Annotated in this window: 23 protein-coding genes and 1 pseudogene; 12 read left to right on the top strand and 12 right to left on the bottom strand. The window is 70.2% G+C overall.

Translation table 11 applies throughout. The features are described 5' to 3' along the window. The first annotated feature begins 194 nt into the window (after positions 1 to 194). On the top strand, positions 195 to 1,103 hold the full coding sequence (locus tag ACZ7G3_RS31160) for a helix-turn-helix domain-containing protein (protein WP_470929618.1): 909 nt from the start codon (positions 195 to 197) through the stop codon (positions 1,101 to 1,103). Positions 1,104 to 1,327: 224 nt separating this feature from the next. On the opposite strand, the gene ACZ7G3_RS31155 is transcribed toward ACZ7G3_RS31160, so the two are convergent. Then, positions 1,328 to 2,248 (bottom strand): SDR family NAD(P)-dependent oxidoreductase, encoded by a 921-nt coding sequence (locus ACZ7G3_RS31155; protein WP_470929616.1) that lies wholly within the window; start codon positions 2,246 to 2,248, stop codon positions 1,328 to 1,330. Between the two features lie 51 nt (positions 2,249 to 2,299). Between ACZ7G3_RS31155 and ACZ7G3_RS31150 the strand changes: the two genes are divergently transcribed. After that, a complete protein-coding gene (locus ACZ7G3_RS31150) occupies positions 2,300 to 2,941 on the top strand; it encodes a TetR/AcrR family transcriptional regulator (protein ID WP_470929614.1) in 642 nt (213 codons plus the stop codon). A 576-nt stretch (positions 2,942 to 3,517) separates the two neighbouring features. Here the strand turns inward: ACZ7G3_RS31150 and ACZ7G3_RS31145 are convergent. From ACZ7G3_RS31145 to ACZ7G3_RS31130, 4 genes are all read right to left on the bottom strand, one after another. Then, complete coding sequence (locus ACZ7G3_RS31145; RefSeq protein WP_470929612.1) at positions 3,518 to 4,504, bottom strand: GNAT family N-acetyltransferase; 987 nt, start codon at positions 4,502 to 4,504, stop codon at positions 3,518 to 3,520. Positions 4,505 to 4,894: 390 nt separating this feature from the next. Further along, complete coding sequence (locus tag ACZ7G3_RS31140; protein WP_470929610.1) at positions 4,895 to 5,884, bottom strand: BtrH N-terminal domain-containing protein; 990 nt, start codon at positions 5,882 to 5,884, stop codon at positions 4,895 to 4,897. Beyond that, complete coding sequence (locus ACZ7G3_RS31135; RefSeq protein WP_470929608.1) at positions 5,881 to 6,699, bottom strand: MerR family transcriptional regulator; 819 nt, start codon at positions 6,697 to 6,699, stop codon at positions 5,881 to 5,883. The genes ACZ7G3_RS31140 and ACZ7G3_RS31135 overlap by 4 nt, the downstream gene beginning before the upstream one ends. A gap of 362 nt (positions 6,700 to 7,061) precedes the next feature. After that, positions 7,062 to 7,679 carry an ABATE domain-containing protein gene (locus ACZ7G3_RS31130; RefSeq protein ID WP_470929606.1) on the bottom strand — a complete coding sequence of 206 codons (618 nt, stop codon included), beginning with the start codon at positions 7,677 to 7,679 and terminating at the stop codon, positions 7,062 to 7,064. A gap of 84 nt (positions 7,680 to 7,763) precedes the next feature. Between ACZ7G3_RS31130 and ACZ7G3_RS31125 the strand changes: the two genes are divergently transcribed. The 7 genes from ACZ7G3_RS31125 to ACZ7G3_RS31095 all read left to right on the top strand — a co-directional run bounded on the left by ACZ7G3_RS31125 (position 7,764) and on the right by ACZ7G3_RS31095 (position 11,193). After that, entirely contained in the window at positions 7,764 to 8,555 is a 792-nt protein-coding gene (locus tag ACZ7G3_RS31125) for an MBL fold metallo-hydrolase (RefSeq protein WP_470929604.1), read from the top strand. A 417-nt stretch (positions 8,556 to 8,972) separates the two neighbouring features. Then, entirely contained in the window at positions 8,973 to 9,344 is a 372-nt protein-coding gene (locus tag ACZ7G3_RS31120) for a hypothetical protein (protein WP_470929602.1), read from the top strand. 30 nt (positions 9,345 to 9,374) lie between these two features. Further along, positions 9,375 to 9,611, top strand: a complete 237-nt coding sequence (locus ACZ7G3_RS31115; RefSeq protein WP_470929600.1) for a hypothetical protein — start codon at positions 9,375 to 9,377, stop codon at positions 9,609 to 9,611. A 236-nt stretch (positions 9,612 to 9,847) separates the two neighbouring features. Further along, the gene (locus ACZ7G3_RS31110; RefSeq protein ID WP_470929598.1) at positions 9,848 to 10,069 is read left to right on the top strand and encodes a hypothetical protein; all 222 of its coding nucleotides are present in this window, start codon (positions 9,848 to 9,850) and stop codon (positions 10,067 to 10,069) included. Positions 10,070 to 10,071: 2 nt separating this feature from the next. Next, complete coding sequence (locus ACZ7G3_RS31105; protein WP_426600748.1) at positions 10,072 to 10,428, top strand: DUF1036 domain-containing protein; 357 nt, start codon at positions 10,072 to 10,074, stop codon at positions 10,426 to 10,428. Positions 10,429 to 10,563: 135 nt separating this feature from the next. Next, positions 10,564 to 10,803, top strand: coding sequence for an antitoxin MazE7 (locus tag ACZ7G3_RS31100; protein WP_426600747.1), 240 nt, complete (start codon positions 10,564 to 10,566; stop codon positions 10,801 to 10,803). 3 nt (positions 10,804 to 10,806) lie between these two features. After that, the gene (locus ACZ7G3_RS31095; protein WP_426600746.1) at positions 10,807 to 11,193 is read left to right on the top strand and encodes a toxin Doc; all 387 of its coding nucleotides are present in this window, start codon (positions 10,807 to 10,809) and stop codon (positions 11,191 to 11,193) included. Positions 11,194 to 11,286: 93 nt separating this feature from the next. Here the strand turns inward: ACZ7G3_RS31095 and ACZ7G3_RS31090 are convergent, their stop codons facing one another. The 3 genes from ACZ7G3_RS31090 to ACZ7G3_RS31080 all read right to left on the bottom strand — a co-directional run bounded on the left by ACZ7G3_RS31090 (position 11,287) and on the right by ACZ7G3_RS31080 (position 15,123). Further along, positions 11,287 to 12,384 carry a hypothetical protein gene (locus tag ACZ7G3_RS31090; protein ID WP_470929596.1) on the bottom strand — a complete coding sequence of 366 codons (1,098 nt, stop codon included), beginning with the start codon at positions 12,382 to 12,384 and terminating at the stop codon, positions 11,287 to 11,289. Between the two features lie 278 nt (positions 12,385 to 12,662). Further along, a complete protein-coding gene (locus ACZ7G3_RS31085) occupies positions 12,663 to 13,328 on the bottom strand; it encodes a response regulator (RefSeq protein WP_470929594.1) in 666 nt (221 codons plus the stop codon). Between the two features lie 13 nt (positions 13,329 to 13,341). Then, positions 13,342 to 15,123: a sensor histidine kinase gene (locus ACZ7G3_RS31080; protein WP_470929592.1), complete on the bottom strand. Its 1,782-nt coding sequence runs from the start codon at positions 15,121 to 15,123 to the stop codon at positions 13,342 to 13,344. Between the two features lie 134 nt (positions 15,124 to 15,257). On the opposite strand from ACZ7G3_RS31080, the gene ACZ7G3_RS31075 reads away from it, so the two are divergent. Both ACZ7G3_RS31075 and ACZ7G3_RS31070 read left to right on the top strand, forming a co-directional pair. Further along, positions 15,258 to 16,226, top strand: a complete 969-nt coding sequence (locus ACZ7G3_RS31075) for an ABC transporter ATP-binding protein (RefSeq protein ID WP_470929590.1) — start codon at positions 15,258 to 15,260, stop codon at positions 16,224 to 16,226. 6 nt (positions 16,227 to 16,232) lie between these two features. After that, complete coding sequence (locus ACZ7G3_RS31070; RefSeq protein ID WP_470929588.1) at positions 16,233 to 17,027, top strand: ABC-2 transporter permease; 795 nt, start codon at positions 16,233 to 16,235, stop codon at positions 17,025 to 17,027. 414 nt (positions 17,028 to 17,441) lie between these two features. Here the strand turns inward: ACZ7G3_RS31070 and ACZ7G3_RS31065 are convergent, their stop codons facing one another. From ACZ7G3_RS31065 to ACZ7G3_RS31050, 4 genes are all read right to left on the bottom strand, one after another. Beyond that, a complete protein-coding gene (locus ACZ7G3_RS31065; RefSeq protein ID WP_470929586.1) occupies positions 17,442 to 18,026 on the bottom strand; it encodes a hypothetical protein in 585 nt (194 codons plus the stop codon). A 170-nt stretch (positions 18,027 to 18,196) separates the two neighbouring features. Beyond that, a complete protein-coding gene (locus tag ACZ7G3_RS31060; protein ID WP_470929584.1) occupies positions 18,197 to 18,811 on the bottom strand; it encodes a hypothetical protein in 615 nt (204 codons plus the stop codon). A gap of 390 nt (positions 18,812 to 19,201) precedes the next feature. Continuing rightward, entirely contained in the window at positions 19,202 to 19,615 is a 414-nt protein-coding gene (locus ACZ7G3_RS31055) for a winged helix-turn-helix transcriptional regulator (protein WP_470929582.1), read from the bottom strand. A gap of 209 nt (positions 19,616 to 19,824) precedes the next feature. Then, positions 19,825 to 20,169 (bottom strand): hypothetical protein, encoded by a 345-nt coding sequence (locus ACZ7G3_RS31050; protein ID WP_470929580.1) that lies wholly within the window; start codon positions 20,167 to 20,169, stop codon positions 19,825 to 19,827. A gap of 325 nt (positions 20,170 to 20,494) precedes the next feature. Here ACZ7G3_RS31050 and ACZ7G3_RS31045 point away from each other — a divergent pair. Next, positions 20,495 to 20,986, top strand: a pseudogene (locus ACZ7G3_RS31045) (Tn3 family transposase); the annotation flags it as partial. Positions 20,987 to 21,167: the final 181 nt, after the last annotated feature.

The raw sequence follows: 21,167 nt of genomic DNA, 5'->3' as shown, positions 1-21,167 counted from the left end.
GTCTGCAGTCTGCGGTCTGCGGTCTGCGGTCTGCGGTCTGCGGTCTGCGGTCTGGTCGAAGGCGCGGAGGCGCGGAGGCGCATGCTGTCGGCGCCGGCGGTGGTGAGGGAACTCGGCAGAGCTCCGGAGAACTCACGGGATGTCGCACTGAGGCGCTTGAGTCTCCAGCCGCCGGAGGGTTCAGGATCTTGCTCATGGACGACGAACGCCCCGACGTGCTCACCATCGGCCAGCTCGCGCACCGCACCGGACTTTCGGTGCGTACCCTGCGCTTCTGGTCGGACGAGGGGGCGGTGCCGCCTGTGGCCCGCTCCGCGGGCGGCTACCGCTTGTACGACGCCGAGTCCGTGGCCCGCGTCGAGCTGGTCCGCACCCTGCGGGAGCTGGGCCTCGGGCTCGGCGACGTGTGCCGCGTTCTGAGCGGCCGCACCACGGTCGCCGAGGTCGCCGACGCGCATGTGGCCGCGCTCGACGCGCAGATCCGCTCACTCAAGGTGAGCCGGGCCGTCCTGTCCACCGTGGCGAAACGGGGTTCGACCGTTGAGGAGACAGCACTGATGAACCGGTTGGCGCGGCTTTCCGCCGCCGAGCGCAAGCAGATCACCGACGAGTTCAAGGAGGAGGTGTTCGGCGGCCTCGACGACCCGCGCCTGCGCGACCGCCTGCGTACCTTCAGCATCGAATTGCCCGACGAGCCCACACCTGAGCAGGTCGACGCCTGGATCGAACTGGCCGAGTTGGTGCGGGACCCCGGTTTCCGCGCCCGGTTGCGCACATGGATGGAGCTCAGCACGCCCGTACCGGGGCAGGGCCGTCCCCCCGGGGCGTCCATCTGGTGGGCCAGGCAGATCGTGCAGACCGTCGCGGAGGTCAGGAAGGGCGGGATCGCTCCCGAGGGACCGGCAGCGGCCGAGGTGCTGTCCGAGCTGTTCGGTGACGCCGATCGGGCCGCCGTGCTGCGCAGTCTGGAGGCCGGGATCGAGGCAGGAGCGGAGCACTACCGCAGGCTCGTCGCCCGTGTGCGCGGGCAGGATGCGTCGCCCGACGCGACCGAGGAACTGGAATGGCTGGCGCGGGCCCTGCGCACCGCGGATCAGGCGTGAGCCGAACTCAGGCCGGCCTCCACCGGGATGTGCTGCTGCGCCGGGCCGGCGGCGCACCACGCTGGGGCCCACGCCTGAGAACCTGATGGATGCCTGCCCTGCGCATGAAAGCCGTGGCCTGTGGTCTGGCCGCGGTGTGCGACGCTCGTGCAGTGAGCCCGCAGCTTGACGCCGGGAGAGTCCTCGTCCCGGGCAGGAGGGCGAGTTGTCCGCTGACTGTGAGCTCACCGGTGGCCGCACCACAGGGGGCGGAGCCGTTCGTGGAGTCCTCGTCGGCCAACGGCTCCCTTCGGGTAGTGGCGGCGCAGGTTGGCGGCGAGGACGCGGTCGAGCGTGCGGTCGGACAGCATCGGGCCCAGGCGCATGATCAGGGCGGCATCCCGGCCGGCGGTGTAGCGGGTGCGCGGTCTACGCGTCGTCACGGCCCTCGCGATGACCCGGGCGGCGGCGTCGGCGGTCAGGCCTGACGCAGTGCCCGAGGTCATCAACGTGTTGTTCGCCCGGACCAGGCTGCCGTAACGCTCGTCCTGCTCCGGCGTCATCCGGGCAGCCAGGTGGTTCGCCGTCTCGACCCCGCGGGCAGCCATCTCCGTGCGGACGCCGCCGGGCTCGACCACGACCACCTGTACGCCCAGCGGAGCGACCTCCCGGCGGAGCGAGTCGCTGACCGCCTCCAGGGCGAACTTCGCGCCGGCGTACGCGCCGTATGTGGCCATGGCGAACTTGCCGCCGACCGAGCTGATGTTGATCACACGGCCCTTGCTGCGCAGCAGCGCGGGCAGGAGCGCTTGAGTGACGGCGATGTGGCCGAAGAGGTTGACTTCGAACACCCGCCGCCACTCCGTCAACGGCAGGGCCTCGACCGGGGCGTTCACCTGGACGCCGGCGTTGTTGACGAGCGCGTGCAGCGCGCGCGGGTCGTCGGCGACCCGCGCGGCGACTGCCTCCACCTGCTCGGACTTGGTGATGTCGAGGATGACCGGCTCGATGCCGGTCGACCGGATGGCGTCGGCGTCACGGTCGCGGCGCACGCCGGCCAGGACGTGGAACCCCTGGCGAGCCAGTTCGCGGGCGGCTGACGCGCCCATGCCCGTGGAGGCTCCGGTTACGACGACCAACTTCTGGGTTTCAGATGACGTTGTCACCTTGGCTAAGGTACCGGTTCAGGTGACACTGTCAACTGTATGATGGGCGTCATGACCACCCGCGCCGAGTCCGCCGCCGCCACCCGACGCGCCCTGCTCGACGCGGCCGCCGAACTCCTCGACCTCGGCGGCCCCGAAGCGGTCACCCTGCGCGAGGTGGGCGCGCGGGCAGGCGTGACCCGGGGAGCGCCGTACCGGCACTTCACGGGCAAGGACAGCCTGCTGACCGCCGTCGCGGCCGAAAGCTGGGAACGGATCGGCGACCAGGTGCACGCCCTTCGGACCGACCCGGCCCTGTCTGCCTCCGAGAAGCTGCGCGGCGCTCTCCGCGCCCTCATCGACGTCGGCCGGAAGCAGCCGCACCTGTACCAGGTGTTGTTCAGGCGGCGCGCAAACCTTCCTGGGCAACTCGGTGACGGGATGGACCGCATCCGGCGTCAGCTGTGCGGGCCGGAAGGCGACCCGGCCGTGGCCGACCGCGCGGCCGAACGCTTCCAGGACGAGTTCCTGGACATCGTCGCCGCCCTCGCGGGAGAGCGGAACGCACGGCATTACGGCGCCCTGCTGCTGACCAGCGCCCACGGCATCGCGGGCATGGAGCTCAGCGGCCACCTCGACACAGACAAGTGGCACACCACCGCCGACGAACTCGTCGACACCCTCGTCCGCGTGGTCACGGACGCCGGCGCGTGACAGAGCAACGCCCACGCCGCCCCCTCGACGGCAGACGCCCCGGGCGAGGACGGCGAGGACCCGCGGCGAACTGATGCTCCCCTTTCGTCTCGTTCGACCCGCACCTCCTGGGCGCCTTCGCTCTGCCGGTTGCGGAAGCCGTCCCGGCCGACGAACCCGGCCTCCTCGTCGCCGAACCGCTCGCCGCGCCCGAGGACGTCGAGGACCTGGACGGGTGGACGCTCCACCGGCTACGGCACAGTGCCCTGACGCACGACGCCGAGGACGGCACCTCGCCCCCGATGCTGTTGGCCCGCTCCCGCCACGCCTCCCTCGTCCGCTCCCTGGAGCGATACGCCCGCCCCGGCGTCGACTCACTCGGTCGCCCGACACGTCGCCGGACGTGACCGTTTGCGGCTGGTGACGGCGTTCTTACCGGCACCCCGACACGGGTCCTCGCCGCCTCCGGGCCTGCGCGGCTTCGGCCGGCGGGAACGGCCGGCGGGAACGGCCGGCGGGACGGCCGGCCATGCCGGTGAGGATGGACGGTGTTCATCAAGTCACGCGGACTGGCCGGACAGGCGTATGACCGGTTGGTCAAGCAAGCGGCTTGCGGTAACGGACGTACTCGTTCTGCCGCCGGAACCCCACGCTCTCGTAGAGATCATAGGACCGGTGCGGATTTGCCGTGCCCGTGAACAGCCGCGCAGTCGTTGCACCCCGCTCGCGAAGAGTTCGCAGCCCGTCCAGCAGCAGGACCCGGCCGATTCCCAGGCGTCGTTGGTCCGTCCGGACACTCAGCTCTCCGACCTCGCCCACCGTGTGGTGGTGACGGCGGAGGGAGCAGAGGGCGACGCCGACCATGTCCTGCCCGTTCCAGGCGGCTCTCCAGCATGCCGGGTCAGCGGTGTCGACGAAGTCCTGGAAAGTCCATTTCTGGGTGAAACCGGTGTCCGCATACGAATCGACGACCGTCCTCCAGGCTGCGCGGTAGTGGCTTGTCCCGATCGGCCCCGTCCGTATCCCGGCCGGCAGTTCGCTGCCCAGCAGTTCGGGCACCTGCCGGAGATCGCCCAGCTTCAGCTCGACCAGGCTGAAGACACGTCGGTAGTCGGCTGCGAGCAGTAGCGCGGTGGCGTCCTGTTCGGAGGCCACGGCGTTCGCGCCGATCACTGCCGTGCGGGCCGTTCCATGCTGTTCGACGAGCCGGCGGATCCGCTCTTCGGCCCAGCTCAGCATGGCTGAGCCGATGCCCTGACGGCGATGTTCGGGCAAGAGGTGGCCGCGGTGCAGGTACAGCCACGTGTCGTCCCGCTCCTGCCACCACCGGATCGTCGAGTAGCCGACGACGCTCCCGTCGTGTACCACCAGGATCTGGTTCTTGGACGGCTCCTCCAGCTTGGCGGAGGCTTCGGCGATCTCGGCCGCGGTCGGGAGCCCTTCCACAACCGAATGGGCGTCGATCCGGTCCCGTTCAGCACACCCCAGCCGCACCGCGGCCATGGGGCCGTGGTCTTCGTCGCCGCGATACGGCCGGAACTCGAAGCCGACCGGAAGGCTTTGTCCTGGTGCACCGTCCGACATGGTCGGATGATCTCGGATGTCGGCGAAGGTCCGCCACCCTTTTCGTGCCGCAGTCGTCCGTGGCCCTTCAACGAGCGTCGGCCGCGTTCGAAGCGGGCCCCGGCGCGGACGGGGGCGACGGGACGGGATGCGTTCGCGGCCCGCCACCGCTGCTGGGCGGACTCGACAAGCTTGACGGGTCACCGCTGCTCCGTGGCATCGAGCTGGTGCGGGACGGCGCCGGCACGCAGTTCGCTCAGGTCGGGGATGTGGTGGTAGAAGGTGGTGGAGGGCGCCCGGAGAGACGCCCAGCAGCTTGGTTTGAGGGACCTGCGGGGGCGCCGGGAGCCATCGTCCGGTGATCTTCAGAAAGCGTTTGGAGGTCATCGGCGCTGGGGCGTGCTTGATGCCTCACGCCTCGATGCGGCTCAGCGCTTGCATGGCCTCGCGCTCCATGCGCGAAAGATCGCCGAGGATCGTGCCGGCCCGTACGAGAAGCTGCGTCTCGCCCGATTCGCCGGCCTTCTTGATCAGTGCTGCTACTTCCGTCCACAGGGCGGCTGCCTCGGTGTACAGCGTGTGGCCGGTGCGCAGGTGGCTGCTGTCGAGCAGGCCGGTGCATTCGGCGAGGAAGTCACGGTAGAGGTTGCGGAACAGGGCGCCGCCGGTGCCGGCCTTCTCCATCAGGAGGGCGGCCTGTGGCAGGTCTCGCTGCGGGACATCGGCGCGCTGGAGCCATGTGCGTACCAGCTTGCCGGCCTTCTCGATGCCTCGGTGGCCGAGGTTGGCGATGGGCGGGTGGAGGAAGGCGTCGGCACAGGCGGTGATGGCGGGGACGATCTGGCCCTGTGGGGAAGGCAGGTTCGCCGGTGCGGTGAGTGTGAACGAGCGGTGTTTGGCAGCCATCGGGCCGCGTGCGGCTCTGGCCTGGGCGAGGCTGGTCAGGCTGGTGGACACCGCTCCGCCTTGCTGGTCGGTGTCCACCAGGTAGGCCTTGTGGTCGTCATAGCCGTACATGGCCACGATGTGACCGCCGAAGTGGACCTTCGAGCCGAAGTAGTCCAGGTAGTAGCTGTCGAGCTGTAGTCCGACGGGGTGGCCGGCGTCGAGGGAGGCCAAGACGTTGAGCCATGCCTTGCGCGGGGATGTGGTCTCCTGAGCCAGGAGCTCCAGCTGGAGTCTGTCGGCCAGGTTCTTGGTGAGGTCGAAAGGCTTGCTCCGTCCCCCGAGGAAGGGGAAGCCCATGTTCTTGCTGTCCCAGTAGACGAAGGACAGACCGGAGCCGAGGCCGAAGAGCATGGGCTCGGACAGATCGAGTCCTTGGTGCCGCAGTAACACCCCCAGGGCTGTCGTCTCGCAGTGCTGCGTGCCGCGGGCATCGATGTCCATCACCTTGGTCATGCCATGCTCTCCTGCTTGGTCATGTGGACGGGAATCGTCAGTCGGGTCATCAGTTCTTCTTGTGGTGCCTCTGCCGGTACGACGAGATAGGCCTCGCGTACGGGTGCTCGCGGGCGCAGGCCGCGCTCGTGGAGGGTGGCGAAGAGCGCGTTGTAGGCCAAGGGCAGTTGGGCGTAGGACCCGATGTGCAGGGTCTCGGCAACGAGCCCGGCGGGCAGCACCTCGAATTCCAGGCCGGGCAGGCCTTCCTGCTGCGGGGTCTGCGCTCCGACGGCGATCTCCATCCCCTCTTCCAGATCCAGCGGGTACAGCCCCCACAGCGGCGGCTCCCACACGATTCCCGTCCTACCGAGCAAGGGCAGCAGTCGCCCTACGCACCCCTCGACCTCGTCTCCGATGTCCACAGGGGTGCAGACCGCTCGCACCACCGCCAGCCGTCGCTCCGGCTCCTGGCTCATCGTCACCTCATAGCCGGGCAGACCGCCCTCCGCCAGCCGCTCCAGCATCTCCAGCCGGACCTGGTCCCTGCGGATCCGCTCGGCCAGCCGGTCCCGCTCGGCGCGCAGGATCCGTGCCCTGCGCTCAGGCTCGGCAGCCAGCGCCTGGGCGATCACGGCCAGGGGAAGATCCATCTCGCGCAGCAGCGCGATGGTCAGGGCATCACGCGCCTGTTCGGGTGCGTAATAGCGGTAGCCCGAGCCGGCGTCCACGCGGACCGGAGCCAACAGCCCCATTTCGTCGTAGTGCCGTAGCTGCTTGACGCTGAGGCGGCACATGCGGGCGAAGCGCCCGATGGTGAGAAGTTCGTCTTGCACGCCACCATGGTGGACTCTCCCACCGTGGGAGAGTCCAGCGCTGTGTCAATGGCCTCTAGCACGTCCTGTTCGCTGCCGTCATCGCTACGACCGTCCGGGTCATACAGCGGGCAAAGGCCCCGGCAGCGTCCGCTGAGGGCGATGCCGAGCGAGGGCAGGACACTACTCGGGCAGCGAGACGGCGTACAGCCGACTGGGCTTGTCGTCCGTCGGCTTCACCGCCATGCCGCCGCCCCGTCGTCATGCCGCCGCACTTCGGACAGGCTTGCTTGCCCGGCTGTCGGTTGGCAACCGGAAGCAGCCTGCTGAAGGTGTTTCGCGTGGCCACCGGGCGGTCCGCCGGAGGGCCCCGGGGTGGTGCGTCAGTCCGAGGCGCCGCTGCGCCGGGCGTAGGCGCGGGCGGCGCGGGCACGGTCGCCGCAGCGTGTGGAGCACCAGTGGCGCCGGCCGTGGGTGCGCAGGAGGAACCGGTCGCAGGGGGCTGATCCGCAGGCGGCGAGGATGTCGGCGTCGGGACCGGTGAGCAGGTCGGCGGCGTCGGCGGCGAGAGTCGCCAGTGCGTGGTTGACGGCCTGGTCGGTGGGGTGCGCCTGGACGCGGCGCAGCCCCCGGGCCCCGTCCCAGGCGAGGAGGGGGGCGGTGGGCACGGCCGTGAGGGCCTCGTTCACCGCGCGCAGGGATTTCTCGGGCGGGGTGGTGGTGTCGACGCGGGCGGCGAACAGGGCGCGGATGTGGGCGCGCAGCGTGCGCATCCGCTGTGCGCACACCTCGTACAGCTGTACGTCCGGGGTGGTCAGGTCGTGGGCGGCGAGCCAGCGCATGGCGGATTCCGGGGCGGCGAGCAGGTCGTAGCTCTGGCTGGCGGGCAGGGTGGCGGCGGTGTCGGCGAAGTCCAGGGAGCGGTACCGGTCGGCACCCGGTGCCGGGGGCAGAGCGGTCGGTGCCACGTCGGTGGCCAGGGTGTCATCCACGCCTCTCATGGTAGTGCTTGCATTTTTCCGTGATGCCTGCCTAGCTTGGAATCACGTTAAACACAGATTTTTTTCGTGAGAAACGGAGACGTGATGTCCCAGCTCAACGCCAACCAGTTCCCGGTCCGCACGTTCGGCGGTCCGACCGCCCTGTTCGAGTACGGCGGCCTGCGCTTCCTGACCGACCCGACCTTCGACGGCCCCGGCGACTACGCCTCGCCCGGTGGCCCCACCCTGACCAAGACCGCCCCCTCCACCACCACACCCGCCGAGCTCGGCCCCATCGACGTGGTCCTGCTCTCCCACGACGAGCACGCCGACAACCTCGACACCTCCGGCCGCGCCCTGCTCGCCGACGTCCCCCTCACCCTCACCACCCCCGGCGGCGGCGAGCGCCTCGGGGCGAAGGCCAAGGGCCTGGCCGACTGGGAGTCGACCGAGCTGGAGCGCCCGGGCGGCGGCACCATCACTGTGACCGGGGTCCCGGCCATCCACGGCCCCGGCGCGCGCGAGGAGATCGAGCCCTTCGCCGGCCAGGTCGTCGGCTTCGTCCTGACGGGCGAGGGCCTGCCCACGGTCTACGTCAGCGGCGACAACGCCTCGCTCGACGCGGTCAGGGAGATCGCCGACCGCTTCGCCCCGATCGACACCGCCCTCCTGTTCGCCGGCGCCCCCCGCTTCCCCATGCTCTTCGACGGCAACCTGATCGTCCTGGACAGCGCCCAGGCCGCCGAGGCCACCCGGATTCTGGACGCCCGCCGCGTCGTCCCCGTCCACCACGACAACTGGGCCCACTTCACCGAGGGCCGCGACGAGCTGGAGGCAGCCTTCGCCGCCGCGGGCCTGACCGACCGCCTGGACCGGGACTGGACGCAGCGCGCCTGAGCCCGGACCGCAGCTCAGGAACCGAGACCTCGTGCCGGGGTCGGGGCTCCCCACACACCGAGCCCCGACCCCGGGAGCAATCCTCGCGGCGTCCCCTGCGCCGTGCCAGAACGACAGAAAAGGACCCGATCACATGTCCACGATTCGCGTCCGCAGGGCCAGAGCCTGAGCGGGTGTCACCCGACGTGTCCACCGCTCCAACACCGCCCGCTCGTCCTCAGACAGCAGCAACGGTTGCAGCTTCGGGCCCCGACGAGCTGGTGTGAGACCGCATGTGAGACCGCATGTGAGACCGCACCAGCCTGATCGACTTGCGGCACCGCGCCGTGGGAATCACCGTGGAAAGGGAAGGTAAACGTCGCGGCCAGTGGTTCGGCTGCACATAAGGCTCGATCGCGAGTGCCTCGGACGGCGGGTGTGAACGACGCCCGGAAGACGGGTGGCGGAACTCTGGACACGGCGGCATGCGCCGATCCGGACGTCCACACGCCCAGGAGGAAGCCCTGGCCACTCATTCGTTTTCCTACTACGTCGTCCAGAACCTGCCCCCGGGGTACCGGGGAGAGCGACCAGGGCACCTTCACCCTGTCCGCCCACCCGGTCACCGACTTCCGGCAGACCCTCTACTGGCTGACGTTCGACGACGTCTCGGTGGGCAAGAAGGACATCGGCTTCGGGGACATCAGCAATGTCCAGTCGTACCTCTGGGCGAAGGCGAGGAACAGCGGACTCAGCGGGCAGGGAACCGTCAAGTCCGACACCGTCTACCTCACCCGCTCCATCCCCTGACCGCGCTCGAGACCGCTGGAGGGATTCGGCATGCGCGTATCTGTTGTACACGACAAGCAGGGGTTCATCTCCGCCCTCGCGGCGTCCCCTCCCGGCGCACCGGTGGCGAGCCTCGTGCCGCAGGCGGGTGAGCGCGTGACGGAGCTGGACGTTCCGGAGGTCAGCGCCGACGGTGACCCCCAAGAGGTCGACGGACGCTTGACGGACGTGGTCGAGAACTACCGCGTCGACACGGACACCCGGGCACTCGCCCCCAAGCAGCCCTGAGAGCGCGTTGACGCAGTTCTCGTACTCGCGTACTCGCGTACTCGCAACTCGCCGAGGGCTTGCCGGCGCGGCACTCGCACGGCCCTCGCAGAACTCCACGACGAGTTGATCGCCTTCCCCCGCCGCTCCCCTGGCTGCGAGGGCCACTTGACGGTGCGGTGCGATAGCAACGGGATTCCTGCAGAGCGGCGACTTGAGCATCGCTCGATCCACCAAGAGAGGGAAGCGTGTCGCGTATGAAAGAGAAATTGTCGCGGGCCTGGACGGCGGACGAGGCTGCCGAACACTGGCGATCTCGCCGTCCGGACCGGTCGGGCAAGGCGGTTCCGATGGATCGGACGGCGGAGGCAGAGGCAGAGGCAGAGGCCTCCAGTGGTGAGGACCACCGTCCCGGCGTGGAGAGCGACCACGCCGGCGACGACGGCCGCGGTGACGACCCCACGCCGCAGGAGGGATGACCGTGGGACTCTATTTCCAGAACAGCACGTCGAAGACTGTCTGGTTCGCTTACGCCTATTCGGACAGCGACTGCGCGTCGGAGGGCGACCCGTGGTCGAAGACCGGATGGTTCATGGTCACTCCGCACACGGATCTGAGGGTGCGTTCCGGCCCGGTCAACGGGGCGAAGTACTTCTTCTTCGCGGAGAATCAGGACAGAACTCTGAGCTGGGGTGGCGACTTCCTCACCCAACTTCCGGACCGGGCATTCGACTGGTGCTGGACCACGGGGAGCAGCGACTCCCGGCTGCTCGGCATGAAAAAGGTAATCGTGCCGGTGACCTCGATCAACCATACGATCAACGTCGTCGGTCCCTGACGGGTCGGCCGCGGCGCGGCTGCCGTGACGTCGGCCGGCAGGTGATGGTGGTCCTCCCGTTGCCGGCTCGCCCAAGTCAGGACAGTATTCCCAGGTGGCTGGCCTGGACATGGTCTCGCGCGGCATACTCGACGCATGGCTGGCATCGAGATCGACGACACCACCGCGGACGCGCTGCGGGCCCTGGCCGACGCCGCGGGGCTGCCGCTGGACGCCTACCTCGCGCAGGTGGCCGAGGAGAAGCGGCGCGAGCGGGCGCTGGCCGAGGGCGCGGAGATCTTCCGGCGGGTCACCGGCGACCCGGAGACGGTCGCCGCGTTCGACGCCGAATACGGTGGCCCGGCGCCAGCCCGGCACGCCCCGCGGGCGGCCTGACCTGTGCCTGCCGAGTACTACGTCGACTACCGGTGGTTCCTGGAACGCCAGGCCGAGCTGCTGGACGATCTCGCGGTCAACGACTACTCCGTGTTCGCCGGCCTGGCCGCCCGGCACAAGGTCGACCCGCCCCGCCACGACCAGCACCACCCGGACGCATTCTGGCGTGCGGCCGTGATGCTGGAGGAGTGCGTCGTACTCCGGCCGCTGCCCGCGCGCAACGAGCTGTACGGCTTCGGCGTGGCCGTGGCCTACCTCGGCATCCACGGGGAGCGGGTGAACACCAAGTTCGAGGCCTGGCGGGACCTGATCGCCGACATCGCCGCCCTGCGCCTCGACTCCTTCGCCGTCGCCGAACGGCTGCGCTCACTGCGCCTGCCGACGGCCTGACCCCGCTGTCGGCCGACTCGCAGCCCCTGCAGGTCGGGGATGTGGCGCCGCTCGCGAAGACGGGCGGCAGGCCGGCCGGCCGGCCCGGCCGCCTCAGTGGAGGGGAGCCCGCCAAGCTACCAGTCCCGGTCGGCCCGCCTCCGCGAAACCCACCGCGAACGGCTTGTCGTCGTCGTCCGTCACCAGGTGGATGCTGCACTCCGTCACGCTGTCGCCCGGCGGGATCATCCGGGCGACCCAGTCGGAGGGACAGCCGGGGATCTTCGTGTCGAGGACGAAGGGGGTCTTCCCCTGTATCTGCCGACCGCCCTCGGTGAGCAGGCGGACGTGGTCGGCTTGGTCGGCGTAGAGGTCTTTCGGTCCGGTGTTGGTGTAGGTGACCGACACGTAGTACGGGACGCCGCGTCGCTCGTTCTCGTTGAGGCCGAGGTCCAGGCCCGCCAGGTCGGCCGCGCTGCCCCGGCGTACGGAAGCCAGCGTGGCGGGCAGTTCGAGGACGCCGTCCTCGCGGGCGTCCCACCGGACGCGGACGATGTCGCCCGGCTCCGCCAGCTCTGCGGACGCCGCCTCGATGCCGCCCTCGACGGGCCAGGTGTCGACCGCCCCGCCCTCGTCGAGGTAGCCGTCGGCGTTGTACGTCAGCGACAGCACGCCGACGCCTTCGGGCAACGCGTAGGTCACGCAGGTGTTGTACGAGTCGCCGGGCGCCAGCGTCTTCGGCGCGGTGTCCGCGCAGGGCAGGTCGCCCCCGCCCGGCCTGCCGCCGCTGACGTAGACCTTCTCCCCACGCGCCCAGTCGGTGCCGTTCAGGGCGAAGTCGCTGTCCACCATGTAGGCGGCGGGGATTTCCTTCCGGCCGGTGTTGGTGACCTCGAAGGCGAGGTAGTGGGGAACCATGCCCTTCAGTTCCTCGTCCACGCGCGCCCCCCGCATGTCCTCCTTCGAACCCCGGACCAGGCTCTTGACCGCAATCCTGACCTTGTACGACCGGTGGTCGGTGTCCGTGTGGACGACGTCCCGTGCGCCGGTCCGCACCGGCAGGTCCGTCCAGGAGGCAGGCCTCTCCGCGGCTCGCTCCACGGCCCCGCCCGTGGCCTGTTCCCCCGCGCCCTGTTCCCCCGCGCACCCTGCGAGGAGGGATATCGCCACCGCGCCCATGGCAGCCTTCCTGAGGTAGCTGGACAGGCGCATGGACTCCCCTTGCCGCACGATGATCCGGATCCGCCGGAGGACTGACGCATCGTAGGACGTCACCACGGAGGCGGAGACGGCGGGCCCGGTGCGGTCGCCGGCATGGGTACCGGTGGGCTCTCGTGTGAATCCCGCCAATGTGGCGTCACCGTCGAGCAGGCCGCCGAGGGCGCGACCCGGCTCGCCCGCTTCGTGAGGGAGCGGACGCGGGGCCACGGCCGGAGCTGAGCTGCGGGCCGATGCACCGCAGTTGACGGTGCGCCGGCCGGCCGTACCGGCTACTCCAGGTCGTCTTTGTTCACCAGCCCCGCCTCGTAGGCGATGATCGCCGCCTGCACCCGGTTGCGGACACCGAGCCGGCTGAGGATGGCGCTGACGTACGCCTTGATCGTGCCCTCGACCAGATGCAGCCGCTCGGCGATCTGCGCGTTGGACAGACCGGCGCCGAGCATCCCCAGCACTTCCTGCTCCCGCTTGGTCAGCAGCGCGGTGCGGTCCCCGGAGGCCTCCGCGCGCGGCGCGGGGGCCCGGCGCAGCTCCGTCATCAGCCGCCGTGCCACCAGCGGGGAGAGACAGGCACCGCCGGACGCCACGGCCCGCACCCCGGAGATCAGGTCACGCGGGTCGGAGGCCTTCAGCAGAAAGCCGGCCACGCCCTGGTCGAGGGCGCGCTCGATGTACTTGTCCTCGCCGAAGGTGGTCAGGACGACCACGGCGCTGTCCGGGTTGGTGGCCCTCAGCTCCCCGGCGGCGGCCAGGCCGTCCATCTCCGGCATGCGGATGTCGAGCAGGATCACGTCCGGCCGGTGCCTGCGGGACAGCTCCACCGCCTCACGGCCGTCCCCGGCCTCGGCCACGACCTCGATGTCCGGTTCGGTGGTCAGGATGGAGCGGACCCCGGCCCTGATAATGGCCTCGTCGTCGGCGAGCAGTACGCGAATCATCCCAACTCCGTTGTCACAGGGTGTCCTTGGCCACCAGCGCATCATCCTTGAAGCACAGGCGGTACAGCGTGTCCGTGAAGCTCAGGACGCTGTCGGCCGCCCGGTAGTACTCACACGCGGCCCCCTGGGGAGCGGGGGGCTCGGCGACGACCGGTGGCGGCTTGCGGATGCGCCGCTCGGGCAGGACCGAGGCCAGCTCCTGGCGTGACTCGCCCAGCCGCATCCGGCCGTAGTCCTCGGAGGAGAGCGCGGTCATCACCGAGGTGAAGACGTAGAGGCCGGCCAGCGCCAGCACCAGCGCCGCACCGAGCAGCACCGGCAGCAGCGCGGCCCGCCGCGCGTTGCGCCGCACCCGCGCCCTGGCTCGCGCCAGCGCCGTCCGGGAGGGACTGCGCCGCGACCGCGCACCCTCGGCGGTCGAGTCCAGGAGCTCCTCCGCCACCGGCCCGAGGACGTCCGGGACGTCCCGCGTGCGGTCGGCACCCGGCCCTGTCGCGTTCGTGCCGGTCCTTGTCGCGTTCATGTCGGGCCCTGTCGCGTTCGTGCCGGGCCCTGTCGCGTTCGTGCCGGGCCCTTCCGGGTCCTCGCCGCGGGTGTCCCCCACCGGCAGCGCGCGAGCGGACGGCTCGTGCGGGAGTTCCGCGCGGACCTCGAAGCCGCCCCTGCGGGGACCCGCCCGCAGGGTGCCGCCGGCCAGCCGGACGCGTTCGTCGAGGCCGATCAGGCCCATCCGGCTGCCGGGCGCCGCGGGCTCGCCCCCGCCGGACGGCAGTTCGTTGAAAACGGACACCACGGTGTCGTCCGCCCGGTGGCTCAGCCGTACGGTGATCGGCGCGCCCGCCGCATGCTTGGTCGCGTTGGTCAGCGCCTCCTGCACCACGCGGTACGCGGCGAGTTCGGTCAGCAGCGGTGGCCGCCGCAGGTCCCCGCCGTCCTCCCGGAACCGCACCGGCATCCCGGGCCGCTCGAAGCGCCGCACCAGGTCGGCGATCGACTCGTGGGCGGGCCGCAGCGAGGGCGTGGAGTCCTCCCGCAGCAGCCCGATGACCTCGTGCAGCCGCTCGGTGGCCATGGTGCACCGCTCCCGCAGCTGCGTCATGGTCTGCCGCTGCTCGTCCGTCAGGCTCCGGGCCAGCTCGAGACCGCCGGACAGCAGGGCCATCACGCTCAGCTCATGGCCCAGCGAGTCATGGATGTCCTGGGCGATCCGGGCCCGCTCCTTGAGCCGGGCCTGTTCGGCCACGAAGCGGCCCTTCCACTCCAGTTGTTCGGCGCGTTCCCAGCCGGCCCGGGTCAGATCGGAGCGCTGGCGCCACCAGTCGCCCGCCCACCAGGGCAGGACGCAGGTGAAGAACTCGGTGAGGAGGAGGCTCAGCCAGTCCTTGGGCTGGGCGAACAGATTCACCAGGAGCAACCCGGCGGCCGCCACCCCGAGGAACACCGCGTGCGCCTGCCAGAGCCGGGTGACCCGGCGGCCCGCCAGGAAGCTCAGCACCACCGTCGCCCCCGCCATCCACAGGTTGGAGCCGAGGACGACGTAGAACAGCACGATCGATCCGGCCAGCACCAGCGACAGCAGGGGCAGGGCCCGGCGCACCGCGACCGCCGCCGTGATCAGCAGGGCGACGGCCGTCCAGCCGACCGGTGAGGCGGCGAGCCCTTCGAGGTTGATCGCGGAAGGGGCCAGCAGCACCAGGAGCAGCGGCAGGTCGCCGCGCCGGGTGAACGGCCGCTCGACGCCGAGCCGGTGGATCACATGGTCCGCTCGCCGTCGGAGGGCCTGTATCAGGTGCATTCCCGCACGCTACAAGAGCGGGCGCGGGACACGGACCTGCCGAAAGTCCAGTCACATCGTTGCCGAACGCCAGATGTTCCCGGGGGCCGCCGCTCCTAGTTTCGTGCTGTGACTGCGGAAGGAGCAGGCAGGAAATGATCACTGTGGACCGACTGACCAAGAGGTATGGGGACAAGACGGCTGTGTCCGACCTCTCGTTCGGGATCAATCCGGGAAAGGTGACGGGTTTCCTCGGACCGAACGGGGCGGGCAAGTCGACGACCATGCGCATGATCGTCGGTCTCGACGAGCCGACGGCGGGCCGCGCACTCGTCCATGGCAAGCCGTATGCGCGGCTGAAGCACCCCTTGCGGGAGGTGGGCGCCCTGCTCGACGCACGGGCCGGGCATCCGGGCCGCTCCGCCCACCACCATCTGCTCGGCATGGCGCGCAGCAACGGCATCCCGGCCTCCCGGGTGAAGCAGGTGCTGGAGACCGTCGGCCTCGCCGAGGTCGCCGAGAAGCGGATCGGCTCGTTCTCGCTCGGCATGGGCCAGCGGCTCGGCATCGCCGCCGCGCTGCTCGGCGACCCCAAGGTGCTGCTGTTCGACGAGCCCGTCAACGGCCTGGACCCCGACGGGGTGCGCTGGGTGCGGGAGCTGATGCGGGAGCTGGCCGCGGAGGGCCGCACGGTCTTCGTCTCCAGCCATCTGATGAGCGAGATGCAGGAGACCGCCGACCACGTGGTGGTCATCGGCCGCGGCAAGGTCATCGCCGACGCCCCGGTCGAGGAGGTCATCGCGGGCAGTTCACTGAACGCCGTCCGGGTGCGCACCCCCCAGCCGGACGTGCTGCGGCGCGAACTGCTCCGGCTCGGCATGAGCGTGGAGCGCGGCGCCGACAGCGCCCCCGGGGAACTCATGGTCGTCGGCGGCACCCTGGAGGAGATCGGCGACCTGGCCTTCCAGCACCGCGTCCCGGTCCACGAACTGAGCCTGCGCAAGGCCAGCCTTGAGCAGGCGTACATGGAACTCACCGCCGACAGCGTGGAGTACGGCTCGCCCTCCCTCTCCCCCGCAGCCGAAGCACCCGTACACCAAGCCCCGGATCACCAGGAAGCGTAAGCAGACATGACAGCGACAACGGCCCCCAGGCTCGTCGGACCCGTCTCCGGCGGTGGATTCAAAGGCGCCCTCGCCTTCGAGTGGACGAAGCTGTGGAGCGTGCGCGCGACGTGGTGGAACCTGCTCGTCGGGCTGGTGCTCACCGTGGGATTCGCAGTGATCGTCGGCATGTCCGCCGACGCGAGCGCCAAGAAGGGCGTGGACGTCACCATGCCCGCCCCGCACCACGCCTCCCAGGCGTTCCTGATCTCCCAGCTGACCGTGGTGGTGCTCGCCACGCTCGCGCTGACCAGCGAGTACTCCAGCGGCTCGATCCGCACCACGCTCCAGAGCGTGCCCCGGCGGAGTCGGATGCTGCTGTCCAAGACGCTCGTCGTCACCTCGGTCGTGGCCGTGACGGGCTTCGTCCTCAGCGTGCTGGCCAGCCTGGCAGCCGCCTCCTTCATGGGGGAGCACGGCGCGTACACCGGCGGTGAGCTGATCGGCACCGCCTTCGGCACGAGCGCCTATCTCGCCCTGCTCGCGACCCTGTGCATCGGCGTGGGCACGGTGCTGCGCAGCGCCGCCGGCACCATCACCACACTCATCATGATGCTGCTGGCGCTGCCTCAGCTCATGGGTGTCGTCGGCGCCAAGTGGCTGGAGACCGCCGGCGACCACATGCCCAGCGAGGCGGGCACCGTGCTGATGACGCAGGAGACCGACCCCTACAGCGGCGGCACCGCGCTCGTGGTGCTGATCCTGTGGGCACTCGCCGCGGCCGTGGGCGGCTACGCCGTGCTGCGCCGCCGCGACGCCTGACCGCTCCCCGGGCCGACGGCCACCCCCCGCCCACCGGCCCGCGGTACCCCCGACGTCGGCCGCCGGACCGTTGAACGGTCCGGCGGCCGACGTCGTTCGCGTGACCGGTGACAACCGCGTGATACGTCCCCCCTAGCGGCCGTGGCGACATGGGGAGCACCTGCTGTCCGTTGCTGTCCGACTCCTCGGAGGTTCCCGCACGCGTCACCGCACCACCGTGTCCGTGACCCTGGCCGGCTGTGCCCTCGCCGTCGGCTGGGGACGAGGTTCTGCCGGACGGTCGACGACTGCTGATCGGTCGAGACCCGACCCTGGTGGGTGGGGCGGGCCCGCCGGGCCGCGATCGGCGTCGGCGGTGAGACCGTGCCGAGCTCGGTCGAGGTCATGGGTTGCCGAAGAGGCTGACCAGCAGCTTCACGCCTCGACGATGATGGTGCCTATGGTCGATTCCGGTCCGGGCCCCTCCGGACGGTCGATCTTCCACCAGCCCAGCACGTCCTCGTACTCCGGCTGTGAGACCGCACGTCCTTCGGCGGTCATCAGGCGTCCCTGATACGCCTGGGCGTAACGTGCTCGAACCGAGTAGACGCCTGGCTCGTCGGGAACAACGAGGTCGCACGACACATTCACCCACTCCGCCGGACCTGGGTTGTCCTCCGCCAGCGCCTCGACGTGCGTGCCGGCATTGACGACCTTCAAGCCGCCCCCGCTGCGCTGCTTGCCGTTCCATACCGACGTCTGGGCTCGCTCCTGGCCCGCCAGACCGACGATCACCTGGTTGACGGCGTTGCCACACTCCGAGCAATCATGCAGCACGTCGAAACTGACCTGGTGCGAGCCTCCTTCGCGGACGTGTACCACGTCGGCCTGGCCATCGATCTTCACGTTGCGGATCTTGAACCGAAATCCCGTCCCGCCCCCGTAGGGCTCGACCATCTCGGCGCCGGGAGTGCGAGCCGTGGTTCCGTGGACATCGCCGTGACTCAACTTGTCGGTCATAGGCCAAGTAAACAGGTGGCCACTGACAAGGGCGGGCCCGGCCTCCCACGCGGTCGACACGTCAGCGTCCGAGCGGAACACGGCTTCTGAGCCGTCGTACAGGCGTCGTACGGTACGACGGCTCAGTCGGTGTCCGACGGCTGACAGAGCGTCGGGGGCCGACGGCGGTCTCACGCCGCCGCAGGTGCCCTCTCGGCCGCGGAACGGCGTCTCCAGTACGCGACGGTCAGCACGCCCAGCAGCGGCCCCCACAGGATCAGCGGCGCGTAGCAGAAGTAGAACCAGGCGGCTTCCCAGCCGCCGGCTCGGCTGGGGTAGTCGGCCGGCAGGTCACTGCCTCGGATGGTGGTGCCCCTGATCTCGGAGGCGATGAACAGCAGGGTGAACAGGAGAGTGAGGCCTGCGGCCCCGATGGCCGCCGGGAGAACGGCTGCCCTTCGCGGGACCCGGCGGCCGCGGAGGAACGGGACCCAACGTGGGAACACCTCGCCCCAGCGGGCGACCAGACCGATCGCGGTGAACGCGAAGACTTCGGAAAGGACCGACAGGGAGACGACGTACGCCCGTTCGCCGAGTCCGAGACCGTCACCGGACGCGGCCGGGAGCCGCCAGATGCTGGAAGGAAGGACGGTCAGCGGAACGGCGTAGGCCACCAGCCGCATCCGTTGTGACACTCCGGCAACGGGCTCGTGGGCCGCCCGCCATGCGGCGCGTAGTCGTCCTGGGCGGATGGGGGTGGGGGTGGGGGTGGGGGTGGGTTCTTTGGTGTGCAGGAGCTGCTGCATGGGCGGTCCTCGGCTGGTCCTCGGCTCGGCTGGTCCTCGGCTCGGCTGGTCCTCGGCTCGGCTGGTCCTCGGCTTCGGTGAACTGCTGTTCGGCCCGTTCAGTAATGAAGATCCCAGTCACGGGGGCCCGGAGCGTCACTCCGAGAGCTGACTCGGCTCCGTCCGACGGCCGACGAGGTGGTGCGACCTGCGGATGACTGCGGTGCCCGTTTGCCGCTTGTTCCCGCGACCAGCATGTTTCACCAGGAGCGTCCCGACGCCGCCCCGGCAGGAGACCCAGTGCCTTGCAGACTCATCGGCACCACACGTCCGTGGAGCGAGGTGCCTTCCACACCCCGTCGACAAGCGACGTCACTACTGCCTGAGTGGCTGTGACCCTCGCTCTTCGTGTCACGTCTGTCGGGCCTCGGCGAGCCGGTTGCTGCGGTCGATCTCCGGCTTGTGCGTCTCGGCCCAGACCCGCAGCGCGGAGAGCGGCCTTTCGAGGGACAGGCCGAGCTCGGTGAGCCGGTAGTGGACGGCGGGCGGCACTGTGGGTTCCACACGGCGCGCGACCAGGCCGTCACGCACCAGACTCTGCAGCGTGACGGACAGCATCTTCTGCGAGATGCCCGGAATGCCACGCCGGAGTTCCGCGAACCGGAGCTCGCCGGGATCCGTCTCGGCCAACACCTTGACCACCATCGACGTCCACTTGGTGCCGATACGGTCGAGCAACTGACGGGTCGGGCAGCGCGGGTCCAGCAGATCACCGCGCTCACCGGAGTGCCGACTGGGTTCGTCGCTGGGCGTGGACGTGGTCACCCGGGGCTCACCACCTGCGGGGGAAAGTTGTTCCGGCCGGGTCGACTTGTCGGCCCCGGTGACGCGGTGGACGGTGAGGTGCTGCCGGGGGCGAGTAGAGCGAGGCGGAGGTGGGGCAATCGTCCCGCTGCTCGGCGGACAGACGGCGGAGGACGGGGTGGCCGCGCCCCGAGGGTCGCGGCCCCCCGCTGCGGGTCAGCGGCGCCGGTTCAGCACCGCACCAGGCCGAGGAACCTCTGTCCCAGGAGGTAGGACGGGTGGACCCACTGGGTGGCCTCCTGCCCGGGCTGCAGCGTGTGGCACTTCACCGGGGTGTCCGCCGACTGGCGCAGGAACGTGGGCAGCACCCGCTGCTCGGTGTCGCAGTTGTTCGTCATGGAGACGCCGAAGTACCCGAACACCTCGTTCATGGTCACGGTCTTCACGCAGTCCGGCACCGGGTCGTCCGCGGCCGAGGCCGGCTGAGCGGCTCCGCCGAGCGCGAGCGCGCCGGCGGCCACGGCCAGTGCGGCACCGACGCCGGCGCCACGGAGTCTCCTGCTCGATTTGCCCATGTTCACTCCCTGTGTCTGGACGGAGCCTCAATTCCACAAGCGGCCCGGACCCGGGAGCAACGGCGTATAGAAACCTCGGAAGAGGTGTCCTTCGCGGCCGGGGCGCCGACGCGGTCACGCGTGAGACGGCCGCGGAGCGCGGCCTCGTCCCGCCCGGCGAAGGGTTTGTCACCGGTCGGCGACAGGAGGGGGTGGCACCGGCGCCCCCTCACCACAAGAGCCCAAGTGGTGTCAGGACTCAGGTTCTGGTCCAACTTCTGTGGCGAGGTGGCAGTGAGTGTTACGCCGAGTACGTGAACATTTGGATGCGGCCCGAGCGCTCCGCCTACGGACCGACGCCGGTCTACGGCCGCGCAAAGGGGCGGCGTTCGCGGAGTACGGCCGGATCGACAAGACCATGCACCTGTTGGCCCTGGTCGGCCCGATGGACGACACCTACCGGCGGCTGATGAACCGGCAGCTGACCGTGCAGGAGTCCCGGCACCGGCTCGCCCGCGCGATCCGCCACGGCGGCCGCGGACAGATCCGCCAGGCGTACCGGGACGGCCAGGAGGACCAACTCGCCGCCCTCGGCCTGGTCCTCAACGCCGTCGTGCTGTGGAACACCCGCTACGTGGACGCCGCCGTCTCTCAGCTCCGCGCGGAGGGCCACGACATCAAGGACGAGGACTTGGCCCGCCTGTCCCCGCTGAAGAACGCGCACATCAACTTCCTGGGCCGCTACCTGTTCAGCATCGCCTCCTCCGGCCCCGCCCAGGGCCTGCGGCCCCTGCGCGACCCGGACGAGGTCGAGCCCGACGACGGGGACGAGGACTGATCCGCGCGTACCGGCCGCGCTGCGCCCGAGGGCCGGGTCAGGCCGTGCAGCGGCGCCACGGCTTGTCGTAGTGTGCGACATCCCGTGAGTTCTCCTGAGCGGCGAACAGCTGCCGTTCCTCAGCATCGAGTTCGTGGACAGGCGTACCCGCAGGTGCCGGTGCCGGCTGGAACCTCGCGTG

This window comes from Streptomyces sp. NPDC037271 (genome assembly GCF_055603605.1).
This window is presented reverse-complemented; position numbering and strand designations above follow the sequence as displayed.